The organism is Paenibacillus sp. Root52 (assembly GCF_001426865.1).
GTDB lineage: Bacteria > Bacillota > Bacilli > Paenibacillales > Paenibacillaceae > Paenibacillus.
The window spans coordinates 1-18952 of sequence record NZ_LMFO01000005.1 but is presented as its reverse complement, the minus strand read 5'-3'; the positions used below and the strand labels follow the sequence as shown (position 1 = coordinate 18952).

Here is an 18952-nt window from a genome sequence, read left to right as displayed (position 1 = left end):
CATGTTTCTTCGCATTCCTTTGTGTTCCTTCGCCTTTCCTCATGTTCACCATGCTTCTCTTAACTATCTTATTTCACATCCACCAACAATGTCTAAAAATTTAACATCCCCAAATTGAAGTGTATAAATAGTTAGACACCTGCCGATAATCTCTTGCAAATTATCCTAAACACCTCCGTAATTTATCTAAAAATTAAAACATTACGATGTCACATTATATAACTTACATATCACTTGTTATATCGCCAGAACAACGTCATATCAGCATTTGCACAATACATATCGTTTTGTAAACGCATACTTTATCTGTTTGATATACTCTGCGACGCAACACCTCCATACCTAACCATTTGATGTCAAAAAATATATACATACATCATTTGGAAAGCTATAATATGTTTAACATTATGGGTGTCCTAACCATTTGTTATAGAAGGACTACACATACTTCCTTTTAAATAACGCAATGTTCTAATTGAGGTGATCGCATTGAAACATTTACTTCCCAATCTGATGTCCTTATTACGCACTGACCTCATCATTCAGGGCGAGACCATTATGGAGTACACTCATCGAATAGCTTCACAACCAACTCACCGTGAAACTTCTCAGGGACCTGTCTTTGTTCGCGATACGTCAGGATATTCATGGATACCCCAAACGTCCGAAACCGATAAGACTCCGTCCCATAAACGAATACCTGTACCAACAGTCTTATCATCGACGGATCTGGCAATCTGCCTGCCTCTCTTCTATGCCAGTCCATATGTATTAATTCAAGACGAAGCAGAGCACATACTCGGTTATATTGCCTCATCCGATCTACTGCAAGAGATGTATCACGCCCATCGCCTTCTGGAAGCCTACTTCGAAACCACACTGGAAACGGCAGGTACTGCACTTACTTTAATTAATGAGGAGGCAAAAGTAGCCTACTGGACATCCGATGCGGAGCATGTATTCTCTATTCGTAGAGAGGATATCATCGGCCAACCCGCTGCAGATTTTTTCCCACTCGACCGACTTCAATCACTCAAAACACTCTACACTGGCGAAATCGTATATCGCAAACAGCATCAACCAAGACCTGATCTATTCGCTTTAATCAATGCACGTCCAGTGTATCTGGATGGCCGAATTGTTGGAGCAGTCGCAGCCGAAGTGGACATAACAACTGAAATCCGACTTCACCAGGAATTGCTGCACATGACCTCCAAAGTTCAACATCTAGAAAAAGCTGTCGCCAGGCTGCGTCCGGACGTAGATCCCTTTGCCAAAATCAAAGGCAGCAGCCCAGTCATCAAACAATGCCTGGAAACAATCCGCAAAATCAGCACCACTTCAGCAACAGTGCTCATTCTCGGAGAGAGCGGCACAGGTAAAGAGCTATTTGCCAAAGCCATTCATGATCTACGCGAACCACAAACTGCACCTTTTGTCGCCATAAACTGCGGTGCCATTCCTGCTTCTTTGTTCGAAAGTGAATTGTTCGGCTATGAGAAGGGAGCCTTCTCCGGAGCTGATCCGAAGGGCAAGAAGGGCAAAATTGAGCTTGCGGAAGGCGGAACATTATTTCTAGACGAGATCGGCGAGATGCCGCTGGAGCTACAAGTTAAGCTACTCCGTGTATTGCAGGAGAAAAGCTACTTTGCCGTAGGTGGAACACGTATAAAACAGGCGAATTGCCGAATCGTTGCAGCAACCAATCAGAATTTAATGGATATGATTGCACGTGGTCAGTTTAGAGAGGATCTCTACTACCGGCTGAATGTCATTAATCTCATCATTCCTCCGTTACGTCTACGGAAGGAAGATATTTATGAATTAACACAGACCTTTCTGCAGGAGTTCTCTTTGTTATATAGCCGGCATATTGAACTCGTACCTCCAGCCGTATTCAAGCTGTTATTCGAATATGACTGGCCGGGTAATGTAAGGGAACTAAGGAATGTCATCGAACGAATTACCATTCTCACCACGGATGGTGAGGTAAAGGCAGAATATCTACCCGAATCGCTACTTGTATCCATGAACCAAGAACAAACCAACAATCAGCAGGCACTATCTCTTCATTCGTATGCAAGTTCAGATGTTGTTCACTCAGAGACACAAGTCAGCGGGCTACATTCTACTGATGCTACTGATGAAACTAATTCGGAGCCGTTAGGGATGTCCAGCGAACCTTCATCCTCTTCTTATCAGGATCGGCTTGATGCATTTGAATCAGAGCTATTACTCCAATATCTACAAGACGTGGGAGGAAACAAACGCACCCTTGCTCGTCAGCTCGGCATCTCAAGAGCAACGTTATACAACCGGATGAAGCGGCTTGGTCTATAATTCATTTCCAGATCTGGCTAAGGGCACGAAGGGCTGAGGGGTACTTGTTTGAGGACTTAAGTCTGAGGGCTCTGCTGCGGTACGAATGGCACTATTCGATCCTGAACCGTTGTAAGTTCCATAGAAATTAATAAGTGCTCACACCAAACACGCAGTAACGGTTTACTAACCTCCACTGCGTGTCTTTTGTATTTATTCATCTACTTTTTTCATGCATTCATTTCTTCAACTATCCATCGATTCATTTTTGCAACTACTCATCAATTCATCCCTAACGGGTATCCTGACTTATAACACCCGCGCTAACCGCTTCAGGGCAGCTCGTAGATGACGATAAAAGGTCGCACGACTCATGGAACATACCTGTGCAGCGGCAGTTGGATTGCCAGCATGTGTCCAATAGGCCGCATACAGTAGCATCTGATCCTGCTGACAGATACCATGCGTTCTTCCCTCAAGCAGATCTAACACATATATCTGAAATTGGATGCCATTCTCCATAGCATTCATTCGCTCCGCGTAAGGCTGCAATTCTCCAGGAGAATGTAATAGCGACAGCATTTTGCGGACATCCGTTTCCGTCCATGACACCCGTTCCTTAACCGCCGTTGAATGGGAGGTGCCATTAGCTAAAGTCTCTGTGTTCAGCAGAGACATGACCCAATCCCCGAATTTCTCTTTGCGCAGATCCAATTCCATCACGTCAGCCTGCTCGTCATACAAGTCACATACACGAGTACGGGTTTTTCGCATCTGAAAACCAATACTTTGCAGGAAAAGCTTAAGATTCGGATTGGTGGCCACCAGCATCACTCTAGCCCCATCCCCCAGTAACGACAACCGATCCAGTGCCATATAACCAACAAGCTCTTCACGCTTATATCCGGGTACATCATCTCTAGCCGCGACCAAAACCGCATAATGTGTATCCGCCTGATCCGGGTCACACTTCATTTCATCAAACGTAAAACACTCCTGCATTTCATCGGGAAAATATTTGAGTAGAATCTCACTGCTCTCTCGGTGCAAAAAAACAGTAATGAACATCGCAATCGGTTCACCGCTCTTATCCCGCATAACCACAATGCCTTCTGGGTATCGACGTGCCAATTCGTCCAGAAAATCGCGATATAGCGGTGCCTGCCACGGTTCTACGCTATATTGGCACCATTGCCAAAGCAGCTGCTGGAGTGCCGGCATGTCCTCCATCCTCATCGCCTCCATTGGCGAGAACAGGGAGTCAGCAGAAACATCTGCGTATTTTCGGTGTTGTATCATGGACTCTTGGCATAATAACAGCATTTTTCTCGTGATCTGATTGCGCTCATGTGGCTTCGCTTTTTCATGCAACGGTCTCAGGATACCTGCAATCCGAACACGCATAGCTTGCACTCGTTGCGGTTCTCGTTGACGAAAATCCCGCAGCAAATGTAGTCGTGCTAGATCATGTAAGACCACACCGCTCGGGTCAGAACGAATAAACGACATCCGTTTCAGAACCTGGTATTCCTGTAGCGTCACTTCTGTTTGCAGTACAGAGGATAACAATTCTTGATTCGCGGTCTCTAGTAGGGTTAACACCTCTACCATCGGTTGCAGGCTGGGCAATGTCAGTTCATGCAACAGACGGGCACTGACCATATGTGATAATTCAGCCCATTCTCTCAGACGTATATTACAATGCTGATCAGCCGCTTCCACAGCCAGTGCAAGACCCAGCGGATGACCATCCGTCATACGAGCGATCTTGCCTGCCATATGGCGATTCAACGTACCCACACCCGCAATATAATTCGTTACCTCTTCATCTGTGAAATGCTGCAGCGGCATCTGAATTAGACATTGTTGTAGACGGGGATGTGTTCGCCAAGTTGAAGCAGGCTCTGGTCTGGATGCCAATATAATAAGCACACCGTTAGCTGGTATTTTATTAACAAATACCTCAAGAAACCAACTTTCCAGCAAAACCAGTTCCTCATAGTTATCCACCGCAATAACGTATCGATTCCGAGCAGATGCAGTGCGCAGACGACTTAATGGCGGACAATCTCCTCCACGCTCCATCGTCTCCAGCCCTACCGCAGAAGATAGATAATCCAGGAAAACCGAAGGGGTCGAGCCGCAGAATCTACCATCCATCCAGATTGCAGTTGCCCCACGATTACGCGATACAGCCATCATTTCCGAGAGTAAGGAGGATTTGCCTATGCCCCCCATTCCCGTTACCGAAAAAATAGTGAGCGGCGCTACCGAATCGGCAAACCAATGATTCAACATATTCAGTTCTCGAATTCGTCCAACAAATCGTTTGCCCTGACCAAAATAACTATCATATCGTGATTCACCACTGTTTCCCATCTATGTCCTCCGTACTAGTACTAGTACTTTCAATTTACTTTTTTTTTCAATCAAATTGAGACTATATTGAGACGCATAATCAAGTATAAAATGATAAAATCTCGATAAAAGCCAAATTATAGAAAAGACTTCATTACGGACATGTAAACGTTTAACAACGTATTGATGAATGCATTCCACTGATCAACTGATTTCGATTATCATGCTTCCCTTTCATCATCTATACTTCTCGAAATTCTCGGAAAGGCGGATTTGTGTGAGAAAAAACCTCGATATCTGTAATCTGAGCGGGCAAATCGGAATCAATCCAGAGCGATTAAATGAGTGGATGCGCCAAATGAGGACTCTTTCCTCCAAGACGGAGGCTTCGGAAGCCAAACGCGCTTCATCCCCCTATCGTTCAGTGGCGCCCCCCTTCCTATCACTTGCTTCTATCACCAATCAACCGAAATTAAAACGCGGACGTCGTATGATACTTAATAAGCCCTTTCTGACTACAGAAATGCAACACACATACCGCATCAGCAAAAAATGCTAAACCATCGCTTGGAACCAACGGAATGAACAATCTCTACGCTATGCTTCTTAGGTTCTAGCGATGGTGAAGCTGTTCATCCTCAATCATCGCATGGGCGAGAAGCGCCATCTCCAGACAGATTCTTCTCCCTTGATCCATGAAGTCCGAACCGAGCAACTCCTCTAACTTCTCCAACCTGTTATACAATGTCTGCCGATGAATAAATAATCGGGCAGCAGCATCCCGCTTGGAGCCAAAACTACGAAGATAAGCATCCAGTGTTACGACCAGCCGGAGATGATATGCCCGATCATGTTCGATTAGCACACCTAGATGATCATTGACGAATGGTTGCAGGAAGGATTGAGGCAAAGCTTTTAACATTTGATATATACCCATACGTTCGTAGAAATGAACATGTTCCATCTGATCTACAGTTCGTGAAACTTCAATGACTTGATATGCTTCTTGAAGACTATCATGCATTTCAGTCAAGCGACTTCTTAACTTGCCAAAACCGACACGAATTGCGACTTGCTTCAGATTGCGACTCGCAAATCGTGTAACATCCCCAACAATGCCTTCAAGTGCTCGAAGTAACTGGTCACGCGTGGACAGGTTAGTCTCTTCCTTCGCACAACACAAGTATACCTGATTATTCTTCAGCATAATTAAACTCGTTAAATTGTTCTTTTTGAGCAAGGAGCGGAGCAGTACAAGAATGTCCTGATGGTTAGCTTCCATTCGTTCCCGACCTGTTCCCTTCCATTGATGCTCAATCTCCATGACCCCTCCTGCGAACCAATACTGTCCCTTTACCAGCAAACGTAACCCCATTCGAGTCTGCGCCTGCTCCTCTTGATGAATATTGCCGTTCATCAGATCCTGGATCAGCTCATTTTGGTTCCGCACCATCTTTTCCTCTAAGAACTGGGATCGTAAGGTGAGCGTTGCTGCGGCTTTGGCTGTGTAATCCAGCAGCAGCTTGAGATATTCCACAGGTGCTGTTGGATGGACAAGCATCCCCACTGCAGAGAACACCTGACCAAAACAGACAACCGGATGGCAGAGCAGCACATTCTCCTCGTTCAGATGGAACCATAGCTCTGTATCAGAATCATTCAGATCCAGATGCTCCACCTCCTGCTCATACCACGTATAGATGGCCTGTTCAGACTCAGGTGGCAGATCGGGAACGAAGCTCCCAGGCTCCATTGAGGAAATGTATACCACCGGTTTGGCCGCATAGTTGTGCAATAGATTCATGACTGCGGACATATCCGTACTTTGAAGTGTTAGCTGCTGAAGCTTGCGAGAGTATGACTCCAAACTTTTGAGTAACTGGTGTTGGTGATTAATGAGTAGTGAATGAATGTCTTGTGTAATCTCGACAAAACGGACCGGCTGTTCAAATACAATCAACGGAAATTGATGCCGGTCAGCCAGTTCAATTAATTGTTCAGGAATGCTGTAGATACTTGTGCCTAACTCCACGCATAGCCCTGCTGCCTCACTCCGAATCAATTGCAACAGGTATTCCTCACGACCTTCTGCCGATTGAAGCCATAGTCCAGTGGATAAAATAAGATCATGAGGGCTAACAAATGGAGAGACATTGGTAATCTCCAGCACATGAACCCATCCAACCTGCCGAGACAATCCCTCTTTACCTGCTGCAAGCCTTGCTCTGTCAAAAACAGGACGATCCAACATATCCTTTATCGTAAACACACGATCATTTCTCAATATCGGCTCTCCTATATGTCATTTTTTCTTACATTATAATCGAAAGACAAATGTCCTGAATAGACTTTCTCGACAATATGTTGATGTTTTCTTGAAAAACATAGACATTAAGCAAGGTGCAAAACGACGACCCAAGTCATAAACTTGTAGTATAAGCTAACAACCAATAAATGGACGAGGTGCATGGTGATGAGAATCGGAATTCCCAAAGAAATCAAAAACAATGAAAACCGAGTTGCAATAACCCCTGCTGGAACCGCTGATTTCGTCAGAGCCGGCCACCAGGTGATGATTGAACAAGGCGCTGGACTCGGCAGTGGCTTCACAGACCAAGAATATGTAGTGGCAGGTGGAGAAATTAAAGAGCAGGCCACGTTGATCTGGGCCGAATCCGATATGATCATGAAGGTGAAGGAGCCTCTTCCAAGTGAATACGACTACTTCAGACCTGGTCTCATCCTCTTCACCTACCTTCATCTTGCGGCAGAGCCCACTCTCGCCAAAGCTCTAATAGAACGTCAGGTGACCGCTATCGCATATGAAACGCTGGAAGTAAACGGATCACTTCCCCTGCTTACACCGATGAGTGAAGTGGCTGGGCGTATGTCAGCCCAGATCGGAGCCCAGCTTCTAGAGAAAACCGAGGGTGGCAAAGGCATTCTGCTATCCGGTGTACCTGGTGTTAGTCGCGGCAAAGTTGTCATTATTGGCGGAGGAACGGTTGGAACCAATGCAGCCAAAATTGCCATTGGACTCGGAGCTGACGTTACCATCCTTGATTTGAATCTGAATCGGCTGCGCCAGTTAGATGATATCTTTGGCAACCAGATCCATACGCTGGTGTCGAGCCCATCCAACATCGCAGCAGCGGTAGCATCAGCCGATCTGCTCATCTGTGCCGTGTTGATCCCTGGTGCCAAAGCTCCTACCTTGGTCAGTGAGCAGATGGTTACGACCATGTCACCTGGCTCGGTCATTGTGGATGTAGCAATTGATCAGGGTGGAATTGTCGAGACCATTGATCATATTACAACCCATGATGAACCCACCTATGTGAAGCATGGAGTCGTGCATTACGCGGTCGCTAACATGCCTGGTGCAGTGCCGCGTACATCAACAGTGGCGCTCACTAACGCCACCATGCCTTATGCACTGCAACTCGCGAGCCATGGTGCAGCCGCAGCGATTCGCGGTAGCTCGTCCATTCGCAGCGCGGTTAACGCGCTGAATGGACATATCACGTATGAGGCTGTTGCCCGGGATCTCGGGCATGCCTATGTCCCTGCAGGACAGGCGCTGGAGAATGCAGCCACTGTCCAGTAAGATATGACAGCTCACGGAGAACCCGTGGCAGTCCGATGATCTTGAACATTATCGTTCTACAGGCTCTCTCCTTAAGCTTGTGGAACGTAATAGAAGCGCCAGTCTGGGCCGTAGTATCCAGACTGGCGCTTCTAGTTTTATTTTGCAATATACCGTCCATGCATGTCCCGGAACTACTCCCCTGACTCAGACAGCACGCTCACTGCATACCTCTCGGAAGTTGCAATCCCGGCAGGCACGACGCGAAGGCATCGGTGTGAAATAAGAGACGTCCTTCGGACGATTATAGTATTCATCCGCGACACAAGATCGCATCTCTTCAATATAACGACCAACGTTCTCTTCCACTTTCGCTATATCCTCTTCCGTTGCCGTATACTGTTTGTGTGTCCCTGTCAAAAGGTACTCCACTCTTAGCTCAATCTGCTCTAACGGAACTTGGTAATGCTCCTTGACATAGGATGCGTACAACATCAGCTGATCGGAGAAATCGTCCTCTTTGCCTGTCTTCCAATCAACAATGACAATGTTGCCATTACGACGGCGGTACAACAAGTCCATCTTCACATATACACGGGTGTCGTGCAGCAACATGGTATCCCATTTTTCTATTTCCAGAATCTTTGTGCTAGCACGTGATAAGTCCTCCCACGTCAGTGTCTGATAGAGATTACTCACACAAGCAGAGACGCGTTCCTTAATCGTAGCAATTCGGTCGTCCAACGTATCGTCACCGTAATACATTTCAGATAACATCACACGATTCTTCGGATCTTGTCGCCACTGATCTTGATCCATGGATTCCACATAGGCTTGATTGAGCAATTTGCGCATCATCTGTTCCAAGAAGTGCTCGCGCGGCTTATCCTTACCTTCCTCTCTACTGCGTACAGCAGACTCACACATCCGGTGGGCTAGGTCACCAAACACCAAGTATAGATTGCTTAACTGCTTCAAGCGGTATAACCGCACCTGCATCTCATCCGCTGTTTCCGTTTTCCAGCCGTTATGCGCTCCGTAATAATGATAATAATATTTGCGCAGGCACTCATCGAACATGCTTGCCCGCGACTGCGAGTAAGACCACTGAGGGTATTGTGCCATAAGTTAATCTGCCTTTCTATATAACAGGATCTGTGTACAATGTGTAGGTTGTGTAGGTTGTGTCGATCTGTACAAGATCCCTTAATGATTTTTTTCAAAACATCCGCTTTTGATTATGCGCAGACTTGGGAATAGATACGATAAATGAAATCATTTCATAATACCCTTAGATATACCCTGGGATGCTTCATTCAAAGCTAGTTATAGATCAAAGCTGTTCTAGTTGTCTCTATCTAGTGCAGTAACAGAGCTAATATTGCGACTATGACAAATCATTCATGTGAACCCGCCAGCGTTTCATTACTACAACTATAAATCATCTCCAACTTACTCTTCAGCGAGTTTTCAGACACGTCCTAACGAACTCAGGCGAGCTTATCACCTATATTTGAGCAATGTTGAAATTGTAACGAACTTCAGCAACCTTATTTCACGAAAAAGGTTAATTATGTGCTCTGATTTACTCCTTATAACTACAATAAGGTGTCCTGAGTTCGCTAAATACCGGGTAAGTGCCATATCTGCGAAATAGCGTGTCTCACGTTCGTAAGATATAGGTTCGAGCTCATTTCATGCTACTCGTGCCGCAGCAGAGCTAAAATTGTGAGCATGACGAAACCTTAACGTAACTCGCTAGTATTTCAATTTTACAACTTTTCATCTACTGCCGCACTCGTTACATCTTTTCTGTTTTAGTGAGTGATGCCTTGCTGTTTTTTTCTTATACCCGCAACCGTTTCCGATGATATCCGTATCGTTTATATAATATCATCATGCTGAGCACAAGATGAGATGTATTCATTTGAAAGAGGATTAGAGGCATATCCTTAAAGGAGGCACCACCCATGAATCGACCGGATTGGTTCCAGGCAGAAGAAGCGTTACAACAGATCCAAGTCATCGGAAGCGACCGGAATGAGCTGGTAGACATCATTGGCCAAGTGGAAGGCTTGCACTGCATCGGCACAGGTACAGATGCCGCCGTATTTACGTATGACGGCTTGCCACAATACGCCTTCAAAATGTACTCGGATCATGCCCTGGACAAGTTACAAAACGAAAAAGAAGTATACGAGCAGCTCAAAGGTTTACCTTATTTCCCCACCTATTATGGCAGCGGCAGGAATATTCTCGTTATTAGCTACGAGCCTGGGGACACACTGTTGGAATGTCTGGAGAAAGGTATACCCGTTCCCGAGCAAGTAATGCTTGATGTGGACGCAGCTCGCGAGGCGGTTCGTAGTCGCGGACTCAACCCGCGGGACATTCACTTAAAAAATGTGTTACTCCAAGAAGGACGCGGTAAGGTTCTGGACGTATCTGAATACATTCAAGACGGTAACGATCATCGCTGGGAACACCTTGTCTGGGCGTATCACAATATCTATCCACGGATTAAGGGGACACCACTGTCTCCACGCATGCTGCAAACGATCAAATGGGGGTACAACCAACTGGATCAGGCCAACATTAAGCTGGACGACCTCTCCAGAAAAGCCAACCGGCTATTCTCCCGGTTTATGAAGTAGTCTTATTATAGGAATCCACCGGACACTCGCAGTTTTGTGCGAGCGTCCGTTTTTTTCTGATTTTGCTCTGATTTCTCCATCTGTTAGAGTCCTCAATCCCTAGCGAATTCTTGATTCTTAATCAATTCATTCTTTATCAATTTATCAACTCCGTGACTCTTAGCTTTCTTTCTCCACCCTCCCCTGTGAGGGAGTCATTCCCTTATGTTTTTTATATAGTTTAGTAAAATAATTGGCATTCTCGCATCCCACTCTAGCGGCAATCTCCGTAATCGTTAGACTGCTCTCACGCAGCAGTCGTTCTGCTTCTGTCATTCTGCATCCATTCACATATTCCACGAATGTACGACCGGTTAGTTTTTTGAACATTTTACAGAAATGATATGCATTCAGCCCAACTTGGCTCGCCGCTTCGGTCACTGAGATTTTGGATATAGGGGTCGCCTCAACCTGCTCAATCAGTTGCTTGAATCGTTCTCGATTGGGAAAATAGGACTTCGTGCTCCGCTCTGATCGTTGCTGTGGCAGAAATGTACGGGCAAGCATCGTGAATAGGGCATGCAATTTAGATTTCACCACAAGCTGATAAGCCGGAGGCCGCAAGGACATCTCTTCAATCGCTTCATGCATCAATGCATAATACGTGAGACAGACATCGTCTTGGTCAGCAGGTTTTACCGGGAACCTCACTCTCCCCTCTAGATAGGGAGCAACGTACTGGATATGAACTGGATCATGCATAAAATCATGAAATAAGCCTGGATTCACCACGACCGAGTCGTATTCCACATCCCCTTCTTGAGCGGCATATCCAACATGCAGCGCCCCACCTGGAATGACAATGAGCTCGCCTGCTTCCGCAGCGTAAGGTTTACTATCGATATGAAAAAGGACACTGCCCCTGCGCATCATAATGAGTTCAAAGTGCTCATGCCAATGCAAATATAAAATACATTCGCCAGCTTTCATCTGCTTGAAACGATTCTCAAACAATTGAAATGGGTGTGATTTATGATCAATCCGGGTATTTTCGTGAAGCGCTTTCAGATCTAACATCGCCAATGGCTCCTTCCCCACAAGATCGGACTATTATTGCACAAGATTGTATAGAGCTATCTGGCAGATGCCCGGCTATAATGAGTGTGTCATTGAAGTTACTATAAGCCAATATTGGAGTGAATTACAACGATGAATAATCCATTACGTATAGGTACACTGGTCGGTGGAGGAGACGCCGTTCGCGTCATCCCACAGATTATGCAGCACGGTTTCGAATCATTCAATCTGACCTTCTGGCAGACGACAGGAGACTTGGATCTAACGGAAACAGCCAAACGTGTTCGCGAGATTGTAGACGAACATAATGTTGTCATTTCTGCGCTTAGCGTGTTCGGTAATCCACTTACCGGAGCTGGCAATAACGCGGATACCCTGGCAAGCTGGGAGCGAGCTATCGATCATGCCCATCTGTTCGGCGCAGATATCGTCTCTGGATTCACAGGACGGTTGACCGATCAACCTATCGATCAATCGATTCCAAAATTCAAAGAGGTATTTGGAGAACTAACACGCCGAGCAACGGATCGCGGTGTGCGCATCGCATTTGAGAACTGTGATATGGGTGGAAACTGGCAGACAGGTGACTGGAATATTGCCCACAATCCAACCGCATGGGAGATGATGTTCGATGCTGTGCCAGAGGACAATATCGGACTAGAATGGGAACCATGCCACCAGATGGTCAGCTTGATTGATCCGATTCCTCAACTGCGCAAGTGGGCACCTAAAGTGTTCCATGTCCATGGTAAAGACGCCACCATCGCTTGGGATATTGTGAAGGAGCATGGCGTGCATGGACCGCATGAATTTGTATGGCATCGTACACCAGGCTTCGGGGATAGCAATTGGTCGGATATTATCACGATTCTGCGGCAGCATGGATACCAAGGCACGATTGATATTGAAGGCTGGCATGATCCGGTCTACAAGGACGAATTAGAGATGACAGGACAGGTGCATGCCCTTCGTTATCTGAAGCAATGTCGTGGCGGGGATTTTGTACCGAATCCAGTCTAGGCAGCAGGAGTATCGTGTCTGACGTGTCTGAGAAGATAGCCGATACACAGATCAAACATCAATGAAGCACATGAGAAGCAAGAGGAGATGATAAGGTGACTCAACAACATCGGGTCGTTATCGCCGGCTGTGGTGCCATGTCCAACACTTGGGTGGATTACGCACTGGCTAGACCGAACACAGAGATTGTAGGGCTTGTCGATCTATACGAGCCTGTGGCAGCAGCACTTGCGGCTAGACATGGTCTCACCTGTCCAACGTTCACCGATATTCGTGATGCCATCCGGGCGACCGATGCAACCATTGTATTCGATGTAACGATTCCAGCTAGCCACTACGGTATATCTATGGCTGCGCTACAAGAGGGCTGCCATGTGTTTGGCGAGAAACCACTGGCTGAATCATTCGCTGAATGCGAGGACATCGTGCAAACTTCACGAAGCACGGGTCGTATTCAAGCTGTCATGCAGAATCGCCGCTTCGATCCACGTATTCGTGCCTATCGGCAACTGATAGAGGATGGGCATATTGGTAAAGTTGGATTTGCCGGGGCTGATTTTTTCCTTGGGCCTCACTTCGGTGGATTTCGTGACGTAATGGATAGTCCGCTGTTACTGGATATGTCCATACATACCTTCGATCAAGCGAGATTAATTATGGGGGCGAACCCCGTATCCGTTTATTGTCATGAATTCAATCCTCCAGGCTCTTGGTATACGGGCAATGCGATGGCAATCTGTATATTTGAAATGTCTGACGGTTCGATATTCAACTATCGCGGTTCTTGGTGCGCTGAAGGTTCACCTACTTCATGGGAAGCGTCGTGGCGTGTTACCGGGGAGAAAGGCACTGCCATCTGGGATGGTCATGACGCAATCTATGCGGAGGTCGTTGCGGCGGAACAGCGGGAGGCTGATGGCAAACTTTCGTTCTTGCAGCCCCATGAACGAATCGAAGGAACACGGCCTGTGATGGAGAAAACCGGGCATCATGGCTGTCTAGAAGATATGTTCTCTGCGCTAGAGACTGGCCGTCTTCCCGAAACGCACTGTAGCGATAATCAGTACAGTATGGCAATGGTGCTTGCTTCTCTCGAAAGTGCCCGCACAGGTCAGAAAGTGCTGATTGGAGATCATCTGAAGTTAGTGTAGTGATTGTTCGTAGGCTAAACGCATGGAATCTCACGCTAAATGTGGATGGATAGACTAAGATAGACATGAAGAAGGGTTGCTCAAAAAGGAATTCCTCTTCGCTCCATACGCTAACGAACCTACCGCATCTTAATAAGCGGATCATGTACGTATGCAAGATTTAACGAACCACAGTAACGCTATTCCGTCATACGATGGTGTCAAAACCTGAAATATCGACTGAATCGATGAAATAACGCCTTTGTGATTCGTTAGATATCAGATTCGGGAAAAACGAAGCGAATAGCATGTGTCAGGTTCATTACATCAAAATAACGCTAAAGGGGATGTCCCTCGTCATATTGTTGACTATGGGACATCCCCTGGGTGTATTTATAGAGATAGCTCTAATCTATATAAATTGAACTAAAGAATAGTTTACACTTGGCACTTCGATGACAGAATAACTTTCCGCTCGCTGTTATCCCCAGATTTTTTTGATTTCCTATTCCAAAGGTAAAATCCGGGGATAGCATATGCTTCCGATGCAGCTTTCTTTCAGAAAGCTTTCAGTCGACCGCTTCGCCAACAAGAGATTTCATTCCAATTGCTCATGAATTTGAGATGTTCCAGAACACGAGAACATTGAGTTCTACAGATCCCACCTCATTGCTGCCAAGGCAAACTTCTGTAAGACGGTAAATCCACTGTCCAATCAACATCGTCAAAGTCTTGTTTGTTAATCATCCGCTTTATGGTAAGTTTTGTTCCTTTGGTTAGGTCAAAACCTTGGACAGAAATTTTCAGTTCGTCCATAACGGCCTGCCCCTTCTCATTCATTCTTATCTCACTGCCGGAAGGCTCGAATGGATATATATCCCCTTCAGCATCAGTAAGAATCCAGTGTTCTTCTTCGTAATATTCTGCGTCGTAATTCAGGATAGCGCTCCCTTCAAGCACGAGTAGTGATGAAGCTTCGTGCCTCCCATTCTTATTCAAATTAGATGAATTCTGAGCAGGAATGAAACTATAACTATCGATTTTGATTTCAGCATTACTCTTCTGAATCTTGACTGGTTTGCTATCAATATGATTCAAATCAATCTCCATTAATGTCTCTTGTTTCACAGGTATCGTATATCCATCAAGTACAAAGCGAATATGCTTCGCATCCAGCGTTACATATGCAGGATCCCACACCTCGGATAATTGGATATGCCCCTCCGTACCACTTAGCTGGCTGAGGTCTTTCAATCGAAATTTAGCTTGTCGCGCACCTGACCTACTGCCGTTAAAAATACGATATTCCTTCGTATCAGGAATCTCCAGATGATACAAAATTTCCAGCTCCTCGTCCCATCCTGCCTCGACTTTGGCTTGCAACTCATCACTCAGGCTCACATCGAGATCCAGACGAATTCCATTTGGCGTTCGAATCATTTGAGTTAATCCGATCTGTAAACCTTCTGGCGTTGTATACGTGTCCTTCAGTGGTGTTTGGATAGATAACGCTTTGGCCTTGGTCATATCCAAATTAAATTGAAAGCTCCAGTCGACAAGTGTATTTTTAGATAAATCATCCGGCTCGTGATAGGCTTTTTCTGCGATTAAACTCTCCAGTTCCCCTCGTACAACCACTTGATCGGGGATGTCATCATTCAGTTGAAATACCCATCTCTGATAACCGGATTGGTAAAGGTTTGTTTCTTTTACAAAAGTGGCGGCTTGACGTCCCTTTTCATCGGTAATATGAACCTTATAATCGTATGGAGAAATAAGATACGCATTTGTCCCGTCCGGGGCTATTTGTTCTATCGTCATCACAATCTGCGAACGATCCACCAGCACATGATGGATCTTGAGCGTGTAGCCCTCATTCTCAATCTCAATCTGCGGATTAACGTATAGACCTAGTGGCTGTAGACGTTTGTAATCATCAGTTAGATTGAAATACCTCAAGCTTTCTGGAACAGGGATATTCGGAAGTGGCGGATTCACTGCGCTCACGCCTGGCTTTGTAGGCATCACGTTCTGCTCCCAAGCGAACCATGCTCCCCCAAGCAGAAGAATTACAGCGGCAGCCATCCCGGTTCGACGGAACCATTTCTTTTGGCTGGCTTTCGTCGGTTGTAGCTCATCTTCTCCACTCACCATTGATACATCTTCCAGCTTCTGCATCACTTCCAGCGTAAAATCAGCATCTGGTTCTTCCCGGAACAAATGCTGCTCCAGCAACCGTTCTTCCTCATTTGGAATAGGCTTCATATGTCGCTAACCCTCCTCTACGTTCCAGCTTTTTCTTAAGTGATTTTTTGCCCCGGTGGAGGGCATTACGCACTTGCCCTGGGCTCATGCCAGTAATTTCTGCAATCTCTTCGTAGCTCAGCTCATTTGTATATTTCAACAATAGGACAAGCCGATATGCCTCAGGTAGCTCGTCCATTTGACGGTATATCTCACGCTGCATCTCCTTGTGCAGCACTTGTTGTTCTGGTGTATTGTCATGACTGCGCTCTAGACCGTTGTCTACAGCCGTCATCACCGGTTTCTTTTCCCGTAGAAAATCCCGCATTCGATTCACTGCGATGGTGTACACCCACGAAGAGAAGCTACTCCCCGCTCGCCTTGTTGGCAAATATCGATAGATGCGAATAAACGTATCCTGAGCTAGATCTTGTGCATCCTGATGACTTGCACCCATTCCACGCATAATGCCGAAGACTTTATTTTTATATCGATCCACAAGGACGGCAAACAGTTGTTTCTCTCCCCCAATAATGCGTTCAATGAGTTCCTCCTCCTGTAGCTGCTGTGCCATGTAATCCCCCTTCTCTACAGCTTCCATGCATGGTTCTGTACTATATAGACGGTGTGACTTCCCGAAACTTCTCACTTCATCCAAAAAAAAGAATTCGCATGGTTCCGGTAGAAGCCGGATAAGCGAATCCTGCATAAGGTGTATTTACTTCTTCTCGGATATAAAATCACTGAGCTGCGTGTAGATTCCCACAATCTCATCCATCGACATTCGTACCAGACCACTGGACGAAGGAGCTACAAATTCATGAATCTCCGGAACAATTGGATCGTCTTGGAATCCCCACTCTACTTTGGTACGTTTGCTATATTGGGTATAGACCCCTTTGCCGACAAAACAAGCGATGTCTGGGCGGTATTGCTCTAACTTTTGCTTTAAAATCTCCCGTCCTTCGGCATACTCTTCACTTGTAATATCCTCTATACCTTTTGTCGGTCGCGCTACAATATTTGTAAACCCATATCCTAACTTCAGCAGCTCCCCGTCCTCTTCAGTTTGGTATAAACGCGGCGTCAACCCGGAACGTTCGAGAATGCGCCAGAAACGATTGCCTTTGTATGCATAATGATGACCTGTCTCGCCGGACGTGATACTTGGATTAAATCCGATAAACAGAATGGATAAACCTGGTTCTAAATGATCTGGAATCATAGGACGTACACGCTCCTTTTAGTGCTATAATGATTGAAGGTTTTTCGAAACAGGCTGAAATTTTCATGAAAAAGGAAGTTGAACAGATGATTGCAGACATCATACTTGAAGTCGTCCTGCCCGTCTTTCTCTTAATTGCCGTCGGGTCTTGGATGCAAAAGGTGTTTAAGCTGGACTTGTACACCCTCGCCAAAATTAATTTCTATTGTATTACCCCGGCTGCTGTCTTTATGAGCATGTATCATTCCGATATGTCGGGTGAATTACTCGGTACGGTCACGCTATTCTATGCGATCTATGTCATTATTCTCTATATTATTGGTTCTGTTACGGCACGTACGCTTCGGATGAGCAAAGGTATGAAGGCTGCTTTTAATAACAGTATCATGCTCGACAATGCAGGCAATTACGGATTACCGATTAATGCGCTCGTGTTCCGTGGCGATCCACTTGCCTCATCCATTCAAGCGCTCGTTATGTCGTTGCAGGCTTTGCTGACCTTTACTTATGGGGTACTCTCCATTCAAGGCGCCAAGCTTAAGGGGAATTACCGTGCAGTGATTATTGGATTTTTAAAAATGCCTGTGCCTTACGCGCTATTGCTCGGCATCTTGCTTCATATGTGGAATGTGCCGCTACCAACCTTCTTATCTATGCCGCTAACCTATGCGCAGCAAAGTATGGTCGCTGTGGCTTTGTTGACACTGGGTGCTCAAATTGTGAAATACCCGATTCGTTTATATCGCCTTGATGTGTATATTAGCACATTTCTACGGTTGTTGATTGGCCCTGCCATTGGCATCTCCATCGTATTGCTATTAGGTATGCAAGGTATTGCCGCTCAGGCACTTATCATTGCTTCTGGTATGCCGACTGGGGTGAATGCGTCGATTCTAGCCGAGGAGTATGACAATGAGCCTGACTTCGCTGCTCAAACGGTACTCATCTCAACCTTGCTCAACATTATTACCATTACTGCACTCATCTCTTATGCCAAAACGTTCTGAAATGTTCCATTAAATATGATCTAACTACGTTATATTAGACTTCTTCGGTATACACCTGAAATGTTCGTTCTTTTTCCCGCTATAAAAATATGTCCCCTCAGAGTGCCATTTGAATTTTCATGATAACTTGAAGTTTTTAGTGTCTACTTACGGGGGATAATACTACGCAAAAAAACCGATTTTCACACGAACGAATCCATGCAAAATCGGTTTTTAATAACATCGTGTTTCATAGTACCCTTCAGTAATCATCAATTCCTTGTCTCTAGAAAATAGCACATCAAAATCTCAAAATAATGCGGTTAAGTTATTATGTAAATAATTTAATAATATAGAAAAATTTTATTTATATT

At 45.6% G+C, this 18952-nt stretch carries 13 protein-coding genes; 6 read left to right on the top strand and 7 right to left on the bottom strand.

Annotated elements, in window-relative coordinates; translation table 11 throughout:
* Nucleotides 1-489: 489 nt before the first annotated feature.
* On the top strand, nucleotides 490-2340 hold the full coding sequence (locus ASD24_RS07625) for a sigma-54 interaction domain-containing protein (protein ID WP_056693963.1): 1851 nt from the start codon (nucleotides 490-492) through the stop codon (nucleotides 2338-2340).
* A gap of 288 nt (nucleotides 2341-2628) precedes the next feature.
* On the opposite strand, the gene ASD24_RS07620 is transcribed toward ASD24_RS07625, so the two are convergent.
* Both ASD24_RS07620 and ASD24_RS07615 read right to left on the bottom strand, forming a co-directional pair.
* A complete protein-coding gene (locus ASD24_RS07620) occupies nucleotides 2629-4698 on the bottom strand; it encodes an nSTAND1 domain-containing NTPase (protein ID WP_056693960.1) in 2070 nt (689 codons plus the stop codon).
* Nucleotides 4699-5290: 592 nt separating this feature from the next.
* A complete protein-coding gene (locus ASD24_RS07615; protein ID WP_056693957.1) occupies nucleotides 5291-6961 on the bottom strand; it encodes a PucR family transcriptional regulator in 1671 nt (556 codons plus the stop codon).
* A 189-nt stretch (nucleotides 6962-7150) separates the two neighbouring features.
* On the opposite strand from ASD24_RS07615, the gene ald reads away from it, so the two are divergent.
* Entirely contained in the window at nucleotides 7151-8284 is a 1134-nt protein-coding gene (ald, locus tag ASD24_RS07610) for an alanine dehydrogenase (RefSeq protein WP_056693955.1), read from the top strand.
* A 186-nt stretch (nucleotides 8285-8470) separates the two neighbouring features.
* Here the strand turns inward: ald and ASD24_RS07605 are convergent, their stop codons facing one another.
* Nucleotides 8471-9388, bottom strand: a complete 918-nt coding sequence (locus tag ASD24_RS07605; protein WP_056693952.1) for a PD-(D/E)XK nuclease family protein — start codon at nucleotides 9386-9388, stop codon at nucleotides 8471-8473.
* 845 nt (nucleotides 9389-10233) lie between these two features.
* On the opposite strand from ASD24_RS07605, the gene ASD24_RS07600 reads away from it, so the two are divergent.
* A complete protein-coding gene (locus tag ASD24_RS07600) occupies nucleotides 10234-10917 on the top strand; it encodes a hypothetical protein (protein ID WP_056693948.1) in 684 nt (227 codons plus the stop codon).
* 159 nt (nucleotides 10918-11076) lie between these two features.
* On the opposite strand, the gene ASD24_RS07595 is transcribed toward ASD24_RS07600, so the two are convergent.
* Nucleotides 11077-11973 (bottom strand): helix-turn-helix transcriptional regulator, encoded by an 897-nt coding sequence (locus tag ASD24_RS07595; RefSeq protein ID WP_056693947.1) that lies wholly within the window; start codon nucleotides 11971-11973, stop codon nucleotides 11077-11079.
* A gap of 132 nt (nucleotides 11974-12105) precedes the next feature.
* On the opposite strand from ASD24_RS07595, the gene ASD24_RS07590 reads away from it, so the two are divergent.
* Nucleotides 12106-12993, top strand: a complete 888-nt coding sequence (locus ASD24_RS07590; RefSeq protein WP_056693944.1) for a sugar phosphate isomerase/epimerase family protein — start codon at nucleotides 12106-12108, stop codon at nucleotides 12991-12993.
* 95 nt (nucleotides 12994-13088) lie between these two features.
* Nucleotides 13089-14144, top strand: coding sequence for a Gfo/Idh/MocA family protein (locus tag ASD24_RS07585; RefSeq protein WP_056693942.1), 1056 nt, complete (start codon nucleotides 13089-13091; stop codon nucleotides 14142-14144).
* 645 nt (nucleotides 14145-14789) lie between these two features.
* On the opposite strand, the gene ASD24_RS07580 is transcribed toward ASD24_RS07585, so the two are convergent.
* The 3 genes from ASD24_RS07580 to ASD24_RS07570 form a co-directional block, all read right to left on the bottom strand.
* On the bottom strand, nucleotides 14790-16388 hold the full coding sequence (locus ASD24_RS07580) for a DUF4179 domain-containing protein (RefSeq protein WP_056693939.1): 1599 nt from the start codon (nucleotides 16386-16388) through the stop codon (nucleotides 14790-14792).
* Nucleotides 16369-16941 (bottom strand): RNA polymerase sigma factor, encoded by a 573-nt coding sequence (locus ASD24_RS07575; protein WP_056693936.1) that lies wholly within the window; start codon nucleotides 16939-16941, stop codon nucleotides 16369-16371. Before ASD24_RS07575 ends, ASD24_RS07580 begins: the two co-directional genes overlap by 20 nt.
* A 144-nt stretch (nucleotides 16942-17085) precedes the next feature.
* Nucleotides 17086-17592: a mismatch-specific DNA-glycosylase gene (locus ASD24_RS07570; protein ID WP_056693933.1), complete on the bottom strand. Its 507-nt coding sequence runs from the start codon at nucleotides 17590-17592 to the stop codon at nucleotides 17086-17088.
* Nucleotides 17593-17678: 86 nt separating this feature from the next.
* Between ASD24_RS07570 and ASD24_RS07565 the strand changes: the two genes are divergently transcribed.
* Complete coding sequence (locus ASD24_RS07565; RefSeq protein ID WP_056694398.1) at nucleotides 17679-18599, top strand: AEC family transporter; 921 nt, start codon at nucleotides 17679-17681, stop codon at nucleotides 18597-18599.
* The last annotated feature ends 353 nt before the right edge of the window (nucleotides 18600-18952 follow it).